This is a genomic window from Enterobacter sp. 2VL, assembly GCF_005503595.1.
Classification (GTDB): domain Bacteria; phylum Pseudomonadota; class Gammaproteobacteria; order Enterobacterales; family Enterobacteriaceae; genus Enterobacter; species Enterobacter cancerogenus.
Map to the genome: position 1 here is coordinate 36,028 of NZ_SCNE01000008.1, position 15,209 is coordinate 51,236.

The 15,209-nt window shown below is 56.9% G+C and carries 17 protein-coding genes and 1 pseudogene; 14 read left to right on the plus strand and 4 right to left on the minus strand.

The genetic code is table 11. The annotated features are described in order from the left end of the window. Positions 1-75 precede the first annotated feature (75 nt). The 5 genes and pseudogenes from FFS28_RS17380 (at position 76) to FFS28_RS17395 (ending at position 2,893) form a co-directional block, all read left to right on the plus strand. The gene (locus FFS28_RS17380; RefSeq protein WP_006177484.1) at positions 76-444 is read left to right on the plus strand and encodes a diacylglycerol kinase; all 369 of its coding nucleotides are present in this window, start codon (positions 76-78) and stop codon (positions 442-444) included. Positions 445-552: 108 nt separating this feature from the next. Next, entirely contained in the window at positions 553-1,161 is a 609-nt protein-coding gene (lexA, locus tag FFS28_RS17385; protein ID WP_006177483.1) for a transcriptional repressor LexA, read from the plus strand. A gap of 65 nt (positions 1,162-1,226) precedes the next feature. Further along, positions 1,227-2,564 (plus strand): MATE family efflux transporter DinF, encoded by a 1,338-nt coding sequence (gene dinF / locus FFS28_RS17390; protein ID WP_137903555.1) that lies wholly within the window; start codon positions 1,227-1,229, stop codon positions 2,562-2,564. Then, positions 2,561-2,635 (plus strand): annotated as a pseudogene (locus tag FFS28_RS21840) (hypothetical protein); the annotation flags it as partial. The gene dinF and the pseudogene FFS28_RS21840, both read left to right, overlap by 4 nt. 48 nt (positions 2,636-2,683) lie before the next feature. Continuing rightward, positions 2,684-2,893 carry a CsbD family protein gene (locus tag FFS28_RS17395; protein WP_042321172.1) on the plus strand — a complete coding sequence of 70 codons (210 nt, stop codon included), beginning with the start codon at positions 2,684-2,686 and terminating at the stop codon, positions 2,891-2,893. A gap of 68 nt (positions 2,894-2,961) precedes the next feature. On the opposite strand, the gene zur is transcribed toward FFS28_RS17395, so the two are convergent. Next, the gene (gene zur / locus FFS28_RS17400; RefSeq protein WP_058610089.1) at positions 2,962-3,474 is read right to left on the minus strand and encodes a zinc uptake transcriptional repressor Zur; all 513 of its coding nucleotides are present in this window, start codon (positions 3,472-3,474) and stop codon (positions 2,962-2,964) included. A 115-nt stretch (positions 3,475-3,589) separates the two neighbouring features. Between zur and FFS28_RS17405 the strand changes: the two genes are divergently transcribed. Continuing rightward, the gene (locus FFS28_RS17405) at positions 3,590-4,078 is read left to right on the plus strand and encodes a cupin domain-containing protein (protein ID WP_006177479.1); all 489 of its coding nucleotides are present in this window, start codon (positions 3,590-3,592) and stop codon (positions 4,076-4,078) included. A gap of 225 nt (positions 4,079-4,303) precedes the next feature. Continuing rightward, on the plus strand, positions 4,304-5,563 hold the full coding sequence (locus tag FFS28_RS17410) for a conjugal transfer protein TraF (RefSeq protein ID WP_502704971.1): 1,260 nt from the start codon (positions 4,304-4,306) through the stop codon (positions 5,561-5,563). Positions 5,564-5,595: 32 nt separating this feature from the next. Here FFS28_RS17410 and FFS28_RS17415 read toward each other — a convergent pair whose 3' ends face one another. Beyond that, on the minus strand, positions 5,596-5,931 hold the full coding sequence (locus FFS28_RS17415; RefSeq protein ID WP_199559832.1) for a type II toxin-antitoxin system HicB family antitoxin: 336 nt from the start codon (positions 5,929-5,931) through the stop codon (positions 5,596-5,598). After that, positions 5,928-6,191, minus strand: coding sequence for a type II toxin-antitoxin system HicA family toxin (locus tag FFS28_RS17420; protein ID WP_088209301.1), 264 nt, complete (start codon positions 6,189-6,191; stop codon positions 5,928-5,930). The genes FFS28_RS17415 and FFS28_RS17420 overlap by 4 nt, the downstream gene beginning before the upstream one ends. A gap of 145 nt (positions 6,192-6,336) precedes the next feature. Here FFS28_RS17420 and dusA point away from each other — a divergent pair, with 145 nt between their 5' ends. Both dusA and pspG read left to right on the plus strand, forming a co-directional pair. Next, the gene (gene dusA, locus FFS28_RS17425; RefSeq protein WP_137903557.1) at positions 6,337-7,332 is read left to right on the plus strand and encodes a tRNA dihydrouridine(20/20a) synthase DusA; all 996 of its coding nucleotides are present in this window, start codon (positions 6,337-6,339) and stop codon (positions 7,330-7,332) included. Positions 7,333-7,468: 136 nt separating this feature from the next. Next, positions 7,469-7,711 carry an envelope stress response protein PspG gene (gene pspG / locus FFS28_RS17430; RefSeq protein WP_042321165.1) on the plus strand — a complete coding sequence of 81 codons (243 nt, stop codon included), beginning with the start codon at positions 7,469-7,471 and terminating at the stop codon, positions 7,709-7,711. 184 nt (positions 7,712-7,895) lie between these two features. Here the strand turns inward: pspG and FFS28_RS17435 are convergent, their stop codons facing one another. After that, positions 7,896-8,879, minus strand: a complete 984-nt coding sequence (locus FFS28_RS17435) for a quinone oxidoreductase (protein WP_137903558.1) — start codon at positions 8,877-8,879, stop codon at positions 7,896-7,898. 66 nt (positions 8,880-8,945) lie between these two features. On the opposite strand from FFS28_RS17435, the gene dnaB reads away from it, so the two are divergent. The 5 genes from dnaB to FFS28_RS17460 all read left to right on the plus strand — a co-directional run bounded on the left by dnaB (position 8,946) and on the right by FFS28_RS17460 (position 15,209). Further along, entirely contained in the window at positions 8,946-10,358 is a 1,413-nt protein-coding gene (gene dnaB, locus FFS28_RS17440; RefSeq protein WP_006177474.1) for a replicative DNA helicase, read from the plus strand. Between the two features lie 9 nt (positions 10,359-10,367). Beyond that, positions 10,368-11,447, plus strand: coding sequence for an alanine racemase (alr, locus tag FFS28_RS17445; protein ID WP_006177473.1), 1,080 nt, complete (start codon positions 10,368-10,370; stop codon positions 11,445-11,447). A 118-nt stretch (positions 11,448-11,565) separates the two neighbouring features. Continuing rightward, complete coding sequence (gene tyrB / locus FFS28_RS17450; protein ID WP_058610091.1) at positions 11,566-12,759, plus strand: aromatic amino acid transaminase; 1,194 nt, start codon at positions 11,566-11,568, stop codon at positions 12,757-12,759. 1,206 nt (positions 12,760-13,965) lie between these two features. Next, entirely contained in the window at positions 13,966-14,679 is a 714-nt protein-coding gene (gene aphA, locus FFS28_RS17455; protein WP_088209305.1) for an acid phosphatase AphA, read from the plus strand. 113 nt (positions 14,680-14,792) lie between these two features. Continuing rightward, positions 14,793-15,209: a secondary thiamine-phosphate synthase enzyme YjbQ gene (locus FFS28_RS17460; protein ID WP_137903559.1), complete on the plus strand. Its 417-nt coding sequence runs from the start codon at positions 14,793-14,795 to the stop codon at positions 15,207-15,209.

Consider the following 15,209-nt stretch of genomic DNA (forward strand, 5'->3'; position numbering starts at 1 on the left):
TTCAGGCTCGCCTGAGGCAGCATGAATGATTTTGTGTATAGTTACTGACGCTATTTCCACTATAAGGTTCTTTTAATGGCCAATAATACCACTGGGTTAACCCGAATCATCAAAGCTGCAGGCTATTCATGGAAAGGTTTCCGCGCCGCATGGATCAATGAAGCTGCTTTCCGCCAGGAAGCGGTTGCCGCGATTGTCGCGGTTATCATCGCGTGTTTCCTTGATGTTGATGCCATAACCCGCGTACTCCTCATTGGTTCCGTACTTCTGGTGATGATAGTGGAAATTATCAATAGCGCTATTGAGGCAGTGGTAGACCGAATTGGTTCAGAATTTCATGAGCTTTCGGGTCGCGCTAAAGATATGGGATCGGCTGCCGTGCTGCTGGCGATTATCATCGCAGCCATCACCTGGGTCACGCTGCTTTGGTCACATTTCCGATGAGCCTCGAGGAATAATTAAGTCCCTGGTTTTTTGTGCAGTTTTTGGTTCCAAAATCGCCTTTGACTGTATATACTCACAGCATAACTGTATATACACCCAGGGGGCGGAATGAAAGCGTTAACGACCAGGCAGCAAGAGGTGTTTGATCTCATTCGGGATCATATCGGCCAGACGGGTATGCCACCCACGCGTGCAGAAATCGCGCAGCGTCTGGGTTTCCGCTCTCCAAACGCGGCTGAGGAACACCTCAAAGCGCTGGCGCGTAAAGGCGTCATTGAGATTGTTTCTGGCGCATCACGCGGTATTCGTCTGCTTGTTGAAGAAGAGACGGGTATTCCGCTGATTGGCCGTGTTGCGGCGGGTGAACCGCTGCTGGCACAGCAGCATATCGAAAGCCACTATCAGGTGGACCCCGGTATGTTTAAGCCGAGCGCTGATTTCCTGCTGCGCGTCAGCGGGATGTCGATGAAAGACATCGGTATTCTCGATGGCGATCTGCTGGCGGTTCACAAAACGCAGGACGTACGCAACGGTCAGGTTGTGGTTGCGCGTATCGATGATGAAGTGACCGTTAAGCGCCTGAAGAAACAAGGCAATACCGTGCAGCTGCTGCCGGAAAACAACGAATTTACGCCTATTGTGGTAGACCTGCGCGAACACAACTTCTCCATTGAAGGGCTGGCCGTTGGCGTTATCCGCAACGGCGAATGGCTGTAATCTCTTCCTGACGGGCTGCGGTTTCTCCGTGGCCCGTCTCGTTTTATCGTCCCCGGTATTCTCCCATGTCACTGCTGACTGCTTCTGATAAGGCACTCTGGCGTCTCGCGCTGCCGATGATTTTTTCCAATATTACCGTTCCTCTGCTCGGCCTGGTGGACACGGCGGTTATTGGTCATCTGGATTCCCCCGTCTATCTGGGCGGCGTGGCGATTGGTGCCACGGCAACCAGCTTCCTCTTTATGCTGCTGCTCTTTTTACGTATGAGCACCACAGGGCTAACGGCCCAGGCCTACGGCGCGAAAGATCCGCTGCGGCTGGCGCGTGCGCTGGTTCAACCTTTACTCCTGGCGCTCGGTGCAGGCGCGCTGATCGTTTTGCTGCGCACGCCGCTGATAGACCTGGCGCTGCATATCGTGGGCGGCAGCGAAGCAGTGCTGGAGCAGGCGCGGCGTTTCCTCGAAATCCGCTGGCTGAGTGCGCCCGCTTCGCTGGCAAACCTGGTTCTGCTTGGCTGGCTGCTGGGCGTGCAGTACGCCCGCGCGCCGGTGATCCTGCTGGTGGTCGGTAACCTGCTCAACATTGTGCTCGATCTCTGGCTGGTCATGGGCCTGCATATGAACGTGCGGGGGGCGGCGCTGGCAACCGCAATCGCCGAGTACGGGACATTTTTGATTGGCTTGTGGATGGTCTGGCGCGTTCTGGCGATGCGCGGGATCTCGGTTGCGCTGCTCAAAACCGCCTGGCGGGGCAATATGCGTAAGCTGCTGGCGCTCAATCGGGATATCATGCTGCGCTCGCTGCTGTTACAGCTCTGCTTCGGTGCGCTGACGGTCTTCGGGGCGCGCCTTGGGCCAGAAATAGTTGCCGTCAATGCGGTGTTAATGACGCTCCTGACCTTTACCGCCTACGCGCTGGATGGTTTTGCCTATGCGGTTGAAGCCCATTCCGGGCAGGCATACGGTGCACGTGAAAGCGGCCAGCTTCGCGAAGTATGGCGGGCGGCATGTCGTCAGTCGGGAATGGTCGCGCTGGCGTTTGCGCTGATCTACGCCTGTTTCGGTGGGCATATCATTGCGCTGCTCACCTCACTCCCGGCGCTGCGTGAACTGGCCAGCCATTACCTCATCTGGCAGGTGATCCTGCCGGTGGTGGGGGTCTGGTGTTATCTGCTGGACGGTATGTTTATTGGTGCGACGCGAGGCGCGGAAATGCGCAACAGCATGGCAGTTGCGGCGGCCGGTTTTGGTCTGACGCTCTTTACGCTGCCGTACCTGGGTAACCATGGTTTGTGGCTGGCGCTCGCGGTATTCCTCTCCCTGCGGGGCCTCTCGCTGGCCTTTATCTGGCACCGTCACTGGCGAAACAACACCTGGTTTCCTGCCCGTTCTGATATATCGTGACGGTTAAAGATTCTGAATATAAATCGGGCTGCCGAATCCCTGACTATAATAATTATCACGTCCAGCAGAAATGCACGTACCGGACGATACGAATTTACGCTTAATACGAGGACACGATTATGAATAAAGACGAAATCGGCGGCAACTGGAAGCAATTCAAAGGTAAAGCGAAAGAACAGTGGGGTAAACTCACCGATGACGACATGACCGTTATCGAAGGTAAACGTGACCAGTTGGTAGGTAAAATCCAGGAGCGTTACGGTTACGAGAAAGATCAGGCGGAAACCGAAGTCAAAGACTGGGAAACCCGTAACGACTATCGCTGGTAATTGATTACCACCCGTGCGAACACGGAAGTACCCCTGAGGGCGGCCATGAGCCGCCTTTTCTTTTGCCGCTAGCGGGGTTTTTTCTTCACCAGGATGGAGTGGTCATGCTGACATGCGTCCTGATGGCTGCAGGATTCCACTTCAACGCAGACTGAGCATAACCCGTGTGCTTCAATGACGTTATGGCGCAGCGCGAAGCCCATTTTGGCCGCCAGCGTATGCATGATGTCTTCAACCCCTTCCGCACCTTCTTCTTTCACCGCGCCACAGCGATCGCAGATAAACATTGCGGACGTATGGGTGGGCTGATCGAACAGGTGACACAGCACGTAGCTGTTGGTCGATTCCACCTTATGCACAAAGCCCTGCTCAAGCAGAAAATCCAGCGCGCGATAGACGGTGGGCGGTTTTGCCTGCGGTTCGCTTTCACGCAGCAGGTCAAGCAGATCGTACGCGCTGATGGCACCTTGTTGCAGGCTCATCAGACGCAGTACCTCAAGGCGCTGCGGAGTCAGGCGCACATTGCGTTGCGCGCACAGCTTTTCAGCCTGCACTAACAGCTCTGTTGTGGACTTATCCATGAAGCACCTCGGGTGTAATAGGGCGGAAAACCCTCACTTTATCATGTTCTGTTAAAAACACCGAGTTTCCCCAGGCTGTGCTATACCTGTCGCATTGCAACAGCGGACATTAACCATGAAAAGACCTGACTGCATTCGACACTGGCGCGACGTTGAAGGCCCGGACGACGCAACCTATCCCGACAGCAACGAACTGTTTTCCATCGGCGCACCGCTGGCCCGCAGGCTTGGGCTGAGCCGCATGGGTATTCATCATGAGCGTTTACCGCCGGGCCGACGCACCTCTTATCCGCATGCGGAAAGCGATGAAGAGGAGTTTGTCTACGTGCTGGAAGGCTACCCGGAAGCCTGGATCAACGGTTATCTGTGGAAGCTGGAACCGGGCGACAGCGTGGGTTTTCCTGCCGGAACCGGCGTTTGCCATACCTTTATCAACAATACCGAGGAGGAGGTACGGTTACTGGTGGTGGGAGAGGCCAATAAAAAGCACAACCGCATCTACTATCCGCTCAACCCGGTGTATGCCGCCACGCGTGAAGACCGCTGGGTTGACCATCCTCCGCAGTTTTTTGGCCCGCACGATGGAAAAGTTGGGCGAAAATAATTTCCTCTTCTATAAATATTGAGGGCCGTCACACATAACAACAGGCCCTCACGGAATTTTATTTAGGGAAAGAAATAGCGGGTCTTTTCGTTCTTATTCACAGCAATAGTTCGTTCCTGTTTGGGTGATAACAGACGGGAGTTATTTCATAACAGACTATAAGACGAGCATACTGTGAAAAAACATTTTAAATTTTCGGTGGTTAGCATCGCTGTCTCCCTGTTTATGGCAAATCAGGCGGGAGCAGCCAATACCTGGGCGGAGGCGAGAAGCGACGCAATGGGTGGAACGGGCGTCGCGGCGGGGAGCTATGGCAGCGGGGCGTTAATCAACCCGGCGTTATTAGCAAAGGCAAAACCCGAGGACGATGTTACGGTAATATTACCGTCCGTTGGTGCGCAAATTACGGATAAAGACAACCTTCAGGACGAAATTGATAACATCAACGATAAGATCAATCGCTATCAGGATGTTATTGATAATCTCACCCCCATCGACATCATTACCAATCCGTTAGGCTCAATTAATCAGTTCCAGGGCGCGGCGAAAGATCTCGCTGACGAGCTGGATTACCTTAAAGGCAAAACCGCCCGCGCTTCAGCCGGTGCAGGGATTGCCGTCAGCATTCCTAACGACGTGCTCTCCGTGGCGTTTATGGCCAAAGGTTATGCCCACGGGCGCGTCAGCTCCTCTATCGATCAGCAGGATATTGATTACCTGCGCGGGATCCAACGAAGTGATGCGGTGGCTGCAGGCGTGGCGCTGGATGCTGCGCTGAACGGTACTGATCAAATCACCAAAAACCTCAACTCCACGGCCTCTGGCCGCGCGGCGATTGTCTCCGACTACGGTATCGCCGTTGCCCGTCAGTTCGACCTGGGCGGCGTACCGGTCTCCGTGGGCGTGACGCCAAAACTGCAGAAAACCTGGGTCTATAACTACACCACATCGATTTACGATTACGACAGCAACAAGTGGAATGATAGCCGCTACCGTACGGACGACACCGGTTTTAACGTTGATGCAGGTATTGCCGCCGATTTCGGTGAACACTGGACGGTGGGCGTGAGCGGGCAGAACCTGATGTCGCGCGATATCGACACCAAAGATGTTCGCATCCGCAATGGCCGCACGGATGAAGTGGTGAGCTACAAAGATACCTATCAGATCCGCCCGCTGGTCACCGCCGGTGCTGCCTGGCATAACGATCTGGTGACGCTGACCGCCGACGGTGACTTGACCGAAACCAAAGGCTTTAAGAGTGAAGATACCTCTCAGTACGTCGGCGTAGGTGCTGAAGTCACGCCGCTGAGCTGGCTGGCGGTGCGTGCGGGTTACCGTGCCGACGTGAAGGGTAACGACAGCAATGTCTTTACCGGCGGTCTGGGCTTTGCGCCGTTCAACACGGTCCACGTAGACCTGATGGGACTGTATGGGGAAGATGAAACCTGGGGCGCAGGCGCGCAGCTCAGCATGACGTTCTAACTCTTCAGGGCACTATCAAGGGTGCCCTTTGCTTATCCGTGTGCTGCTTTAGTAAGGGTATCGCTTATCCATTGGTTTACGCTTTTACCTGAAACTTCAGCCGCGATGCTTATGGCAGAATGAACTTCCGGAGAGATGCGCAAACTGATTTTTCCGCTTGCCGGGCGCAGAGGCTCCCGGCCTTGTTCCGCACAATAAGCCAGATAGTCATCCACTGCTTCTTCAAATGCCTTGCGCAGAGCCGCGACATTATCCGCATGAAAACCGATAACATCTCTTATGCCCGCTACATGCCCCACGAAGCAAAGATCTTCATCACTATAGTCGATTTTTGCGGCATAACCTTTATAAGTCATGGTGTTAATCATGGTGATACTCCTACGGCGATGAGAAACGCCATCGCGTCGCGAACCTGATAAACCTTCGCTTCTTTATCCGGATGGGGGCGATGAAACGAAGCCACAACCTCATTAATTTCAAACCTGACCCTTGAACCATTCCCTTCAGAAACTTTTGCGCCCAGCGCGACAAAAAGCGCTTCGATTTTTCGCCATTCAAGCGAGCTGGGTGTCGGTAACGAAAAAATGAGCTGCAATGTTTTTTGGTGGCGGGCGTTCAGTGTTTTCATTTTTGATAGCTTCCATGTAGTTTTCTTCCCCGCCAGGTTAAAATAAATGATATCACTATTTGATATCACATCAAGCCGAATCGTATCCTTTTTGAGCCTGTGTTATAGTAGCGCCCCTTTTCCACCAGATGCTTAAAACTTCGCCATGTCGTCAGAATTACAGACCGCTTTCCCCGCTCACCGTTTCTCCATAGCGCCGATGCTCGACTGGACGGACAGACACTGCCGCTACTTCCTGCGCCAGCTCTCCCGCCATACGCTGCTGTACACCGAAATGGTGACCACCGGGGCGATTATCCACGGGAAAGGGGACTATCTGGCCTACAGCGATGAAGAGCATCCGGTTGCGCTGCAGCTGGGCGGGAGCGATCCGGCGGCGCTGGCGCAGTGCGCGAAGCTTGCCGAAGCGCGCGGTTACGACGAGATCAACCTCAACGTTGGCTGCCCGTCCGATCGCGTGCAAAACGGTATGTTTGGCGCATGCCTGATGGGGAACGCACAGCTGGTGGCCGACAGCATCAAAGCCATGCGCGACGTGGTTTCGATTCCGGTTACGGTGAAAACGCGTATCGGCATCGACGACCAGGACAGCTACGAATTCCTGTGCGATTTCATCGACACGGTCTCAGGCAAAGGAGAGTGCGAGATGTTCATCATCCACGCCCGTAAAGCCTGGCTCTCCGGCCTTAGCCCGAAAGAGAACCGTGAAATTCCCCCGCTGGACTACCCGCGCGTATACCAGTTGAAGCGTGACTTCCCGCATCTGACGATGTCGATTAACGGCGGCATAAAATCGCTTGAAGAGGCCAAAACGCATCTGGCCCATATGGACGGCGTGATGGTTGGTCGCGAGGCGTATCAAAACCCTGGCATCCTGGCGACGGTCGATCGCGAAATTTTTGGCGTCGAGGGTGCTGATACTGACCCCGTATCCGTCGTACGCGCAATGTACCCTTACATTGAACGCGAGCTGAGCAGCGGAACCTGGCTCGGCCACATTACGCGTCACATGCTCGGCCTGTTCCAGGGGATTCCGGGGGCGCGCCAGTGGCGACGCTATCTCAGTGAAAATGCGCACAAAGCGGGGGCCGATATTGACGTGCTTGAGCGCGCCCTGCGTCTGGTTGCCGATAAGCGATAAATTTCGCTAAAAGATAGTCAAATTCACTACGCCTCGCAAAATCCTGCGGGGCGTTTTGCTTTCAGAACAACGGGTTAGTGTTGGCACGTTTCTTGTAATGGTTAACGCATTATTCGGGAACTCGTGGGAGAGCACCATGCTGGAACTACTTTTTGTGATTGGCTTTTTTGTCATGCTGATGGTGACGGGCGTCTCGTTACTCGGCATTCTCGCGGCGCTGGTCGTCGCAACGGTGGTGATGTTTATCGGCGGGTTGTTTGCCCTGACGATCAAGCTGCTGCCGTGGCTGCTGCTGGCGGTTGCCGTCGTGTGGGCTATACGGGCCATTAAATCGCCAAAACTCCCCACTTATCAGCGTAATAACCGGTTCCGTTACTAAGGTATTGAGGGGTTCGTCACATACCTGCAACTTTTCCGGCGGCGGGGCTTAGAACAGAATAGGATTTACTTATCGAATCTGTCACTATGGCTGCCGCTACAGAATTCATCGAGCTGTACCCTACATACAGCCGAACTAAAAAAAGAAAGGGCTTCCCACGGGAAGCCCAATTTCTTTTCAGGGATCAGGGAATAAGCAGACTCGACCCCTGTGTCGCCCGACTCTCCAGCACCTCGTGCGCACGCTGCGCATCGGCCAGCGGATATTTCTGCGCTTCTGCCACATCCACCTTAATCACGCCGCTGGCGATCAGCGAGAACAGTTCGTTGCTGGCTTCCTCCAGCTCCTCCCGGTTGGTGATGTAGCCCTGCAGGGAAGGACGCGTCACGTACAGCGACCCTTTCTGGTTCAAAATCCCAAGGTTTACGCCAGTTACGGCCCCGGAGGAGTTACCGAAGCTGACCATCAGGCCGCGGCGCTGCAGGCAGTCCAGCGACGATTCCCAGGTGTCTTTGCCTACCGAGTCATACACCACGCGCACTTTTTTGCCGCCGGTGATCTCTTTTAAACGCTCGACGAGGCTCTCTTCACGATAGTTAATGATCTGCCACGCGCCCGCCTCTTTTGCGCGCTGGGCTTTTTGCGCACTGCCTACGGTGCCAATCAGCTTCGCACCTAACGCCTTCGCCCACTGACAGGCGATTAACCCTACGCCCCCGGCGGCGGCGTGGAACAGGAACTGCTCGTCCGGTTTGATTTCGTAGGTTTTGCGCAGCAGGTAATAGACCGTCAGCCCTTTCAGGAATGAGGCCGCGGCCTGTTCAAAGGAGATCGCATTCGGCAGCAGGGCGGCTTTATCCGCCGGAACGTTGTGGACAGAGCTGTACGCGCCGAGCGCCGACTGGGCGTACACCACGCGATCGCCCTCTTTAAGATGCTTAACGGCGCTGCCGACGCCGATGACCACGCCCGCCGCCTCGGTTCCCAGCCCGCTCGGCATGGACGGTGGCGGATAGAGACCGCCGCGAATGTAGGTATCGATGTAGTTAATACCGATAGCTTTGTTTTCAACCTGGACTTCATTTTCGCCAGGCGCGCCGGGGGTAAACTCCACCGCTTTAAGCACCTCTGGTCCGCCATGTTTCTGGAATTCAATGCGCGTTGCCATGCTCCCTCCGTCAGAAAAATATGGTAATCTTTCGACCCACTCTTTATCTCGGTAACTCCATTCACTATGGCAGGAAACAAACCCTTCAACAAACAGACTGAACCCCGCGACCGTGATTTTCAGGTAGCCGGGTTAAAAGTCCCGCCGCACTCGATTGAAGCGGAACAGTCGGTGTTGGGCGGTTTAATGCTGGATAACGAGCGCTGGGACGATGTCGCCGAGCGCGTCGTCGCAGAGGATTTCTATACCCGCCCGCACCGCCATATCTTCACCGAAATGGCGCGCCTGCAGGAGTCCGGCAGCCCGATTGACCTGATCACGCTCGCGGAATCGCTGGAGCGCCTGGGGCAGTTGGACAGCGTCGGCGGCTTTGCATATCTGGCAGAACTCTCGAAAAACACGCCAAGTGCGGCCAACATCAGCGCATATGCAGACATTGTGCGCGAACGTGCGGTCGTGCGCGAGATGATCTCGGTGGCGAACGAAATCGCCGAGGCCGGTTTCGATCCGCAGGGGCGCACCAGCGAAGACCTGCTCGATCTCGCCGAGTCTCGCGTCTTTAAAATCGCCGAAAGCCGCGCCAATAAAGACGAAGGCCCGAAGAACATCGCCGAGGTGCTCGATGCCACCGTCGCGCGTATTGAACAGCTTTTCCAGCAACCGCACGATGGCGTAACCGGCGTCAACACGGGCTATGACGATCTCAATAAGAAAACCGCTGGCCTGCAGCCGTCGGATTTGATTATCGTGGCCGCGCGTCCGTCGATGGGTAAAACGACATTTGCGATGAACCTCGTCGAAAACGCGGCGATGTTGCAGGATAAACCGGTGCTTATCTTCAGTCTTGAGATGCCCTCGGAACAGATCATGATGCGTTCCCTGGCATCGCTGTCCCGCGTGGACCAGACCCGCATCCGTACCGGCCAGCTTGACGATGAGGACTGGGCGCGTATCTCCGGCACCATGGGCATACTGCTGGAAAAACGTAACATCTATATCGATGACTCCTCCGGCCTGACGCCAACGGAAGTGCGCTCCCGCGCGCGTCGTATCGCGCGTGAACATGGCGGGATCGGCCTCATCATGATCGACTACCTCCAGCTGATGCGCGTGCCGTCGCTCTCCGACAACCGTACGCTGGAGATCGCTGAAATTTCCCGCTCGCTCAAGGCGTTAGCCAAAGAGTTGCAGGTGCCGGTGGTGGCGCTTTCCCAGCTTAACCGCTCTCTGGAGCAGCGTGCCGACAAACGCCCGGTCAACTCCGACCTGCGTGAATCCGGCTCCATCGAGCAGGATGCCGACTTAATCATGTTTATCTATCGTGATGAGGTGTATCACGAGAACAGCGACCTGAAGGGGATCGCTGAAATTATTATTGGTAAGCAACGTAACGGCCCAATCGGTACGGTACGTCTGACCTTTAATGGACAATGGTCACGCTTTGATAACTATGCGGGACCGCAGTACGACGACGAATAAGGAATTCAAATGCAAGCGGCAACTGTTGTTATTAACCGCCGCGCTCTGCGACACAACCTGCAACGTCTGCGTGAACTGGCACCTGCCAGCAAGCTCGTTGCAGTCGTGAAAGCGAACGCTTACGGACACGGTCTTCTGGAGACCGCGCGAACGCTCCCCGATGCCGACGCTTTTGGCGTTGCCCGTCTCGAAGAAGCACTCCGCCTGCGCGCGGGCGGGATTACCCAGCCGATTTTACTGCTCGAAGGCTTTTTTGAAGCCGCCGATCTGCCGACCATTGCCGAACAGCATCTGCATACTTCGGTTCATAACGAAGAACAGCTGGTGGCGCTTGAAACGGCCGAGCTGAGCGAGCCGGTCACCGTGTGGATGAAGCTTGATACCGGTATGCACCGCCTCGGCGTGCGCCCGGAAGATGCAGAAACGTTCTACCAGCGCCTGTGCCAGTGCAAAAACGTCCGCCAGCCGGTGAACATCGTCAGCCACTTTGCCCGCGCCGACGAACCTGAATGCGGCGCAACCGAGCAGCAGCTTGATATCTTCAACACCTTCTGCGAAGGCAAGCCCGGCGCGCGCTCTATTGCGGCTTCCGGCGGCATTCTGCTGTGGCCGCAGTCCCATTTCGACTGGGCGCGTCCGGGGATTATTCTTTACGGCGTATCGCCGCTGGAGCATAAGCCGTGGGGGCCTGATTTTGGCTTCCAGCCGGTGATGTCGCTGGTCTCTAACCTGATCGCCGTGCGCGAGCACAAAGCCGGGGAGCCGGTGGGCTATGGCGGCACCTGGACCAGCGAGCGCGATACCCGTCTGGGCGTGGTGGCGATGGGCTACGGCGATGGCTACCCGCGCGCCGCGCCGTCCGGCACGCCTGTACTGGTTAATGGCCGCGAAGTGAAGCTGGTAGGCCGCGTGGCGATGGACATGATCTGCGTTGACCTTGGGCCAGATGCCCAGGACAAAGCGGGCGACGACGTGGTGATGTGGGGCGAGGGTCTGCCCGTCGAGCGCATCGCGGAAATGACGGGAGTAAGTGCTTACGAACTTATTACGCGCCTGACGTCACGCGTCGCGATGAAGTACATAGACTGACGCCCTCAGGGGGGAGGCCCGGCGCGCCTCCCCCGCAACGATAACATCCCCTCGATCTTATTCTGCTTCCGGTTTATTGTTGAATTCCCTGCCTGATAATAATCCGGAGAACCATCGCGTGTTTCAGAAAGTAGACGCCTACGCTGGCGACCCCATTCTCTCCTTGATGGAGCGTTTCAAAGAAGATCCCCGCAGCGATAAAGTGAACCTCAGCATTGGCCTTTATTACAACGAGGAGGGCATTATTCCTCAGCTGCAGGCGGTAGCCGACGCCGAAGCGCGTCTTAACGCGACACCGCATGGCGCCTCGCTTTACCTGCCGATGGAAGGGCTGAACAGCTACCGTAACACCGTCGCTCCGCTGCTGTTTGGCGACGATCATCCGGTGCTGGCGCAAAAGCGCGTGGCGACGATCCAGACGCTGGGCGGCTCGGGCGCGCTGAAGGTCGGGGCGGACTTCCTGAAAAAATACTTCCCGGATTCCGGCGTATGGGTCAGCGACCCGACGTGGGAAAACCACGTGGCCATTTTCGAAGGCGCAGGCTTTAAGGTCGAGACCTATCCGTGGTTCGACAGCGAAACCAACGGCGTGCGCGTGAATGCCCTGCTTGAAAAACTGAACACCCTGCCAGCGCGCAGCATTGTTCTGCTGCATCCGTGCTGCCACAACCCAACGGGGGCGGACCTGACCCATTCTGAGTGGGATGCGGTCATTGAGGTGCTGAAGGCGCGCGATCTCATCCCGTTCCTCGACATCGCCTATCAGGGCTTTGGCGCAGGGATGGAAGACGATGCGTACGCCATTCGCGCCGTGGCCCACGCCGGGCTGCCTGCACTTATCAGCAACTCCTTCTCTAAAATCTTCTCCCTGTACGGCGAGCGCGTGGGCGGCCTGTCGGTCGTGTGTGAAGATGCCGAAGCGGCCGGGCGCGTGCTTGGGCAACTGAAAGCCACGGTGCGCCGCATCTACTCCAGCCCGCCGAACTTTGGGGCGCAGGTCGTCGCAACGGTGCTCGGTGACGAACAGCTGAAAGCCAACTGGCTTGCGGAAGTGGAAGCGATGCGCAAGCGTATCCTGTCGATGCGCCAGGAGCTGGTGAACGTGCTGAAAGAGGCGGTGCCGGGGCATAATTTCGACTACCTGCTGAAACAGCGCGGCATGTTCAGTTATACCGGCCTGAGCGCCGCACAGGTCGATCGTCTGCGCGAAGAGTTCGGCGTCTACCTGATCGCCAGTGGCCGCATGTGCGTGGCGGGCCTGAACGCCAATAACGTCCAGCGTGTGGCGCAGGCGTTTGCTGCTGTAATGTAAGCACTCACTATTGTTTCTCCGTCTCCCTGTGGGGGAGGACATCAGGCCGCCGTGCAGTCTAATCGCCCGGTGGCGCTTCGCTTACCGGGCCTACGGGCTGGGTGTTCTCCCTCTCCCCGTGGGAGAGGGCATCAGGCCGCCGAGCAGCCTAATCGCCCGTGGCGCTTCGCTTACCGGGCCTACGGGCTGGGTGTTCTCCCTCTCCCTGTGGGGGAGGGCATCAGGCCGCCGTGCAGTCTAATCGCCCGGTGGCGCTTCGCTTACCGGGCCTACGGGCTGGGTGTTCTCCCTCTCCCTGCGTGAGAGGGCATCAGGCCGCCGTGCAGTCTAATCGCCCGGTGGCGCTTACGCTTACCGGGCCTACGGGCTGGGTGTTCTCCCTCTCCCTGTGGGAGAGGGCATCAGGCCGCCGTGCAGCCTGATTGGCCGGTGGCGCTCCGCTTACCGGGCCTACGGGCTGGGTGTTCTCCCTCTCCCTGTGGGGGAGGGCATCAGGCCGCCGAGCAGTCTAATCGCCCGGTGGCGCTCCGCTTACCGGGCCTACGGGCTGGGTGTTCTCCGTCTCCCTGTGGGGGAGGGCATCAGGCCGCCGAGCAGCCTAATCGCCCGGTGGCGCTCCGCTTACCGGGCCTACGGGCTGGGTGTTCTCCCTCTCCCTGTGGGAGAGGGCATCAGGCCGCCGAGCAGCCTAATCGCCCGGTGGCGCTCTGCTTACCGGGCCTACGGGCTGGGTGTTCTCCGTCTCCCTGTGGGGGAGGACATCAGGCCGCCGTGCAGTCTAATCGCCCGGTGGCGCTTCGCTTACCGGGCCTACGGGCTGGGTGTTCTCCCTCCCCCTGTGGGAGAGGGCATCAGGCCGCCGTGCAGTCTAATCGCCCGTGGCGCTTCGCTTACCGGGCCTACGGGCTGGGTGTTCTCCCTCTCCCTGTGGGAGAGGGCATCAGGCCGCCGTGCAGTCTAATCGCCCGGTGGCGCTCCGCTTACCGGGCCTACGGGCTGGGTGTTCTCCCTCTCCCTGTGGGAGAGGGCTGGGGTGAGGGCATCAGGCTGCTCAGGTCGATGTCTCGCTTTGTGATCGTCTTCTTTTTCTTCAGATTGATAAGCAAAAACTCCTTTTCTTCCCCTGCCGCTGGGGTTATGGTCGGATAGTTTTTTGACCACTCACACAAAATAAAACGATAACAAACTGAATATTCAGGGGAAAATATGCGCAAGATCACACTGGCGCTCAGCGCCGCCTGCTTATTGTTCTCGCTTAACAGTGCCGTAGTTGCACGCGCATCTGCGCCGACGCCGCTTTACACCGGCACCACCGCCGCCATCCTGGCCGAGCAAGCCCCCATTCACTGGGTCTCCGTGGCACAAATTGAAAACAGCCTGATGGGCCGGGCACCAATGGCCGTCGGCTTCGACATCGACGACACCGTGCTGTTCTCCAGCCCCGGCTTCTGGCGCGGCAAGAAAACCTTCTCGCCGGACAGCGAAGCCTATCTGCAAAACCCGGAGTTCTGGGAAAAAATGAATAACGGCTGGGACGAGTTCAGCATTCCGAAAGAGGTTGCCCGGGCGCTGATCGCCATGCACGTTAAGCGCGGCGACAGCATCTACTTCGTCACCGGTCGTAGCCAGACCAAAACCGAGACCGTCTCTAAAACCCTGCAGGACGATTTTTTGATCCCGGCGGCCAGCATGAACCCGGTGATTTTTGCGGGTGATAAAGAGGGGCAAAACACTAAAACCCAGTGGCTTGAGCAGAAAAATATCAAAGTGTTCTACGGGGATTCTGACAACGACATTACCGCCGCGCACGACGTGGGGGCCAGAGGGATTCGGGTGTTACGCGCCTCGAACTCAACCTATCGCCCGCTGCCGATGGCCGGAAAGTTTGGCGAAGAGGTGATTGTTAACTCAGAGTATTAATGGCCGCGCGGCGGGCCGGATCCTTTTTTAATCAAATCTTGCCGCCGCGGGTTTTACCTTTCGCCTTCTTGCTGCACACTTAGAAAGATTCATCTTTCTTAACGGAGCAGCCAATGTGGTATCAACAGACCCTGACCCTGAGCGCAAAATCGCGCGGATTTCACCTGGTGACGGACGAAGTCGTCGGGCAAATCCGCGATTTATCGCGCGTCAAAACGGGTTTGCTGTACCTGCTGCTTCAGCACACGTCCGCCTCTCTCACGTTAAACGAAAACTGCGATCCCACCGTCCGGTCTGATATGGAACGGCATTTTCTCAAAACCGTGCCCGACAACGCCGCCTATGAGCATGACTATGAGGGGGCGGATGACATGCCTTCGCATATCAAATCCTCTTTGCTGGGGGTATCGCTGATGCTGCCGGTACACCAGGGGCGGCTGATGCTGGGCACGTGGCAAGGGATCTGGCTGGGAGAGCATCGCATTCACGGTGGTCCGCGTAAAATTATCGCTACGCTACAAGGGGAATAA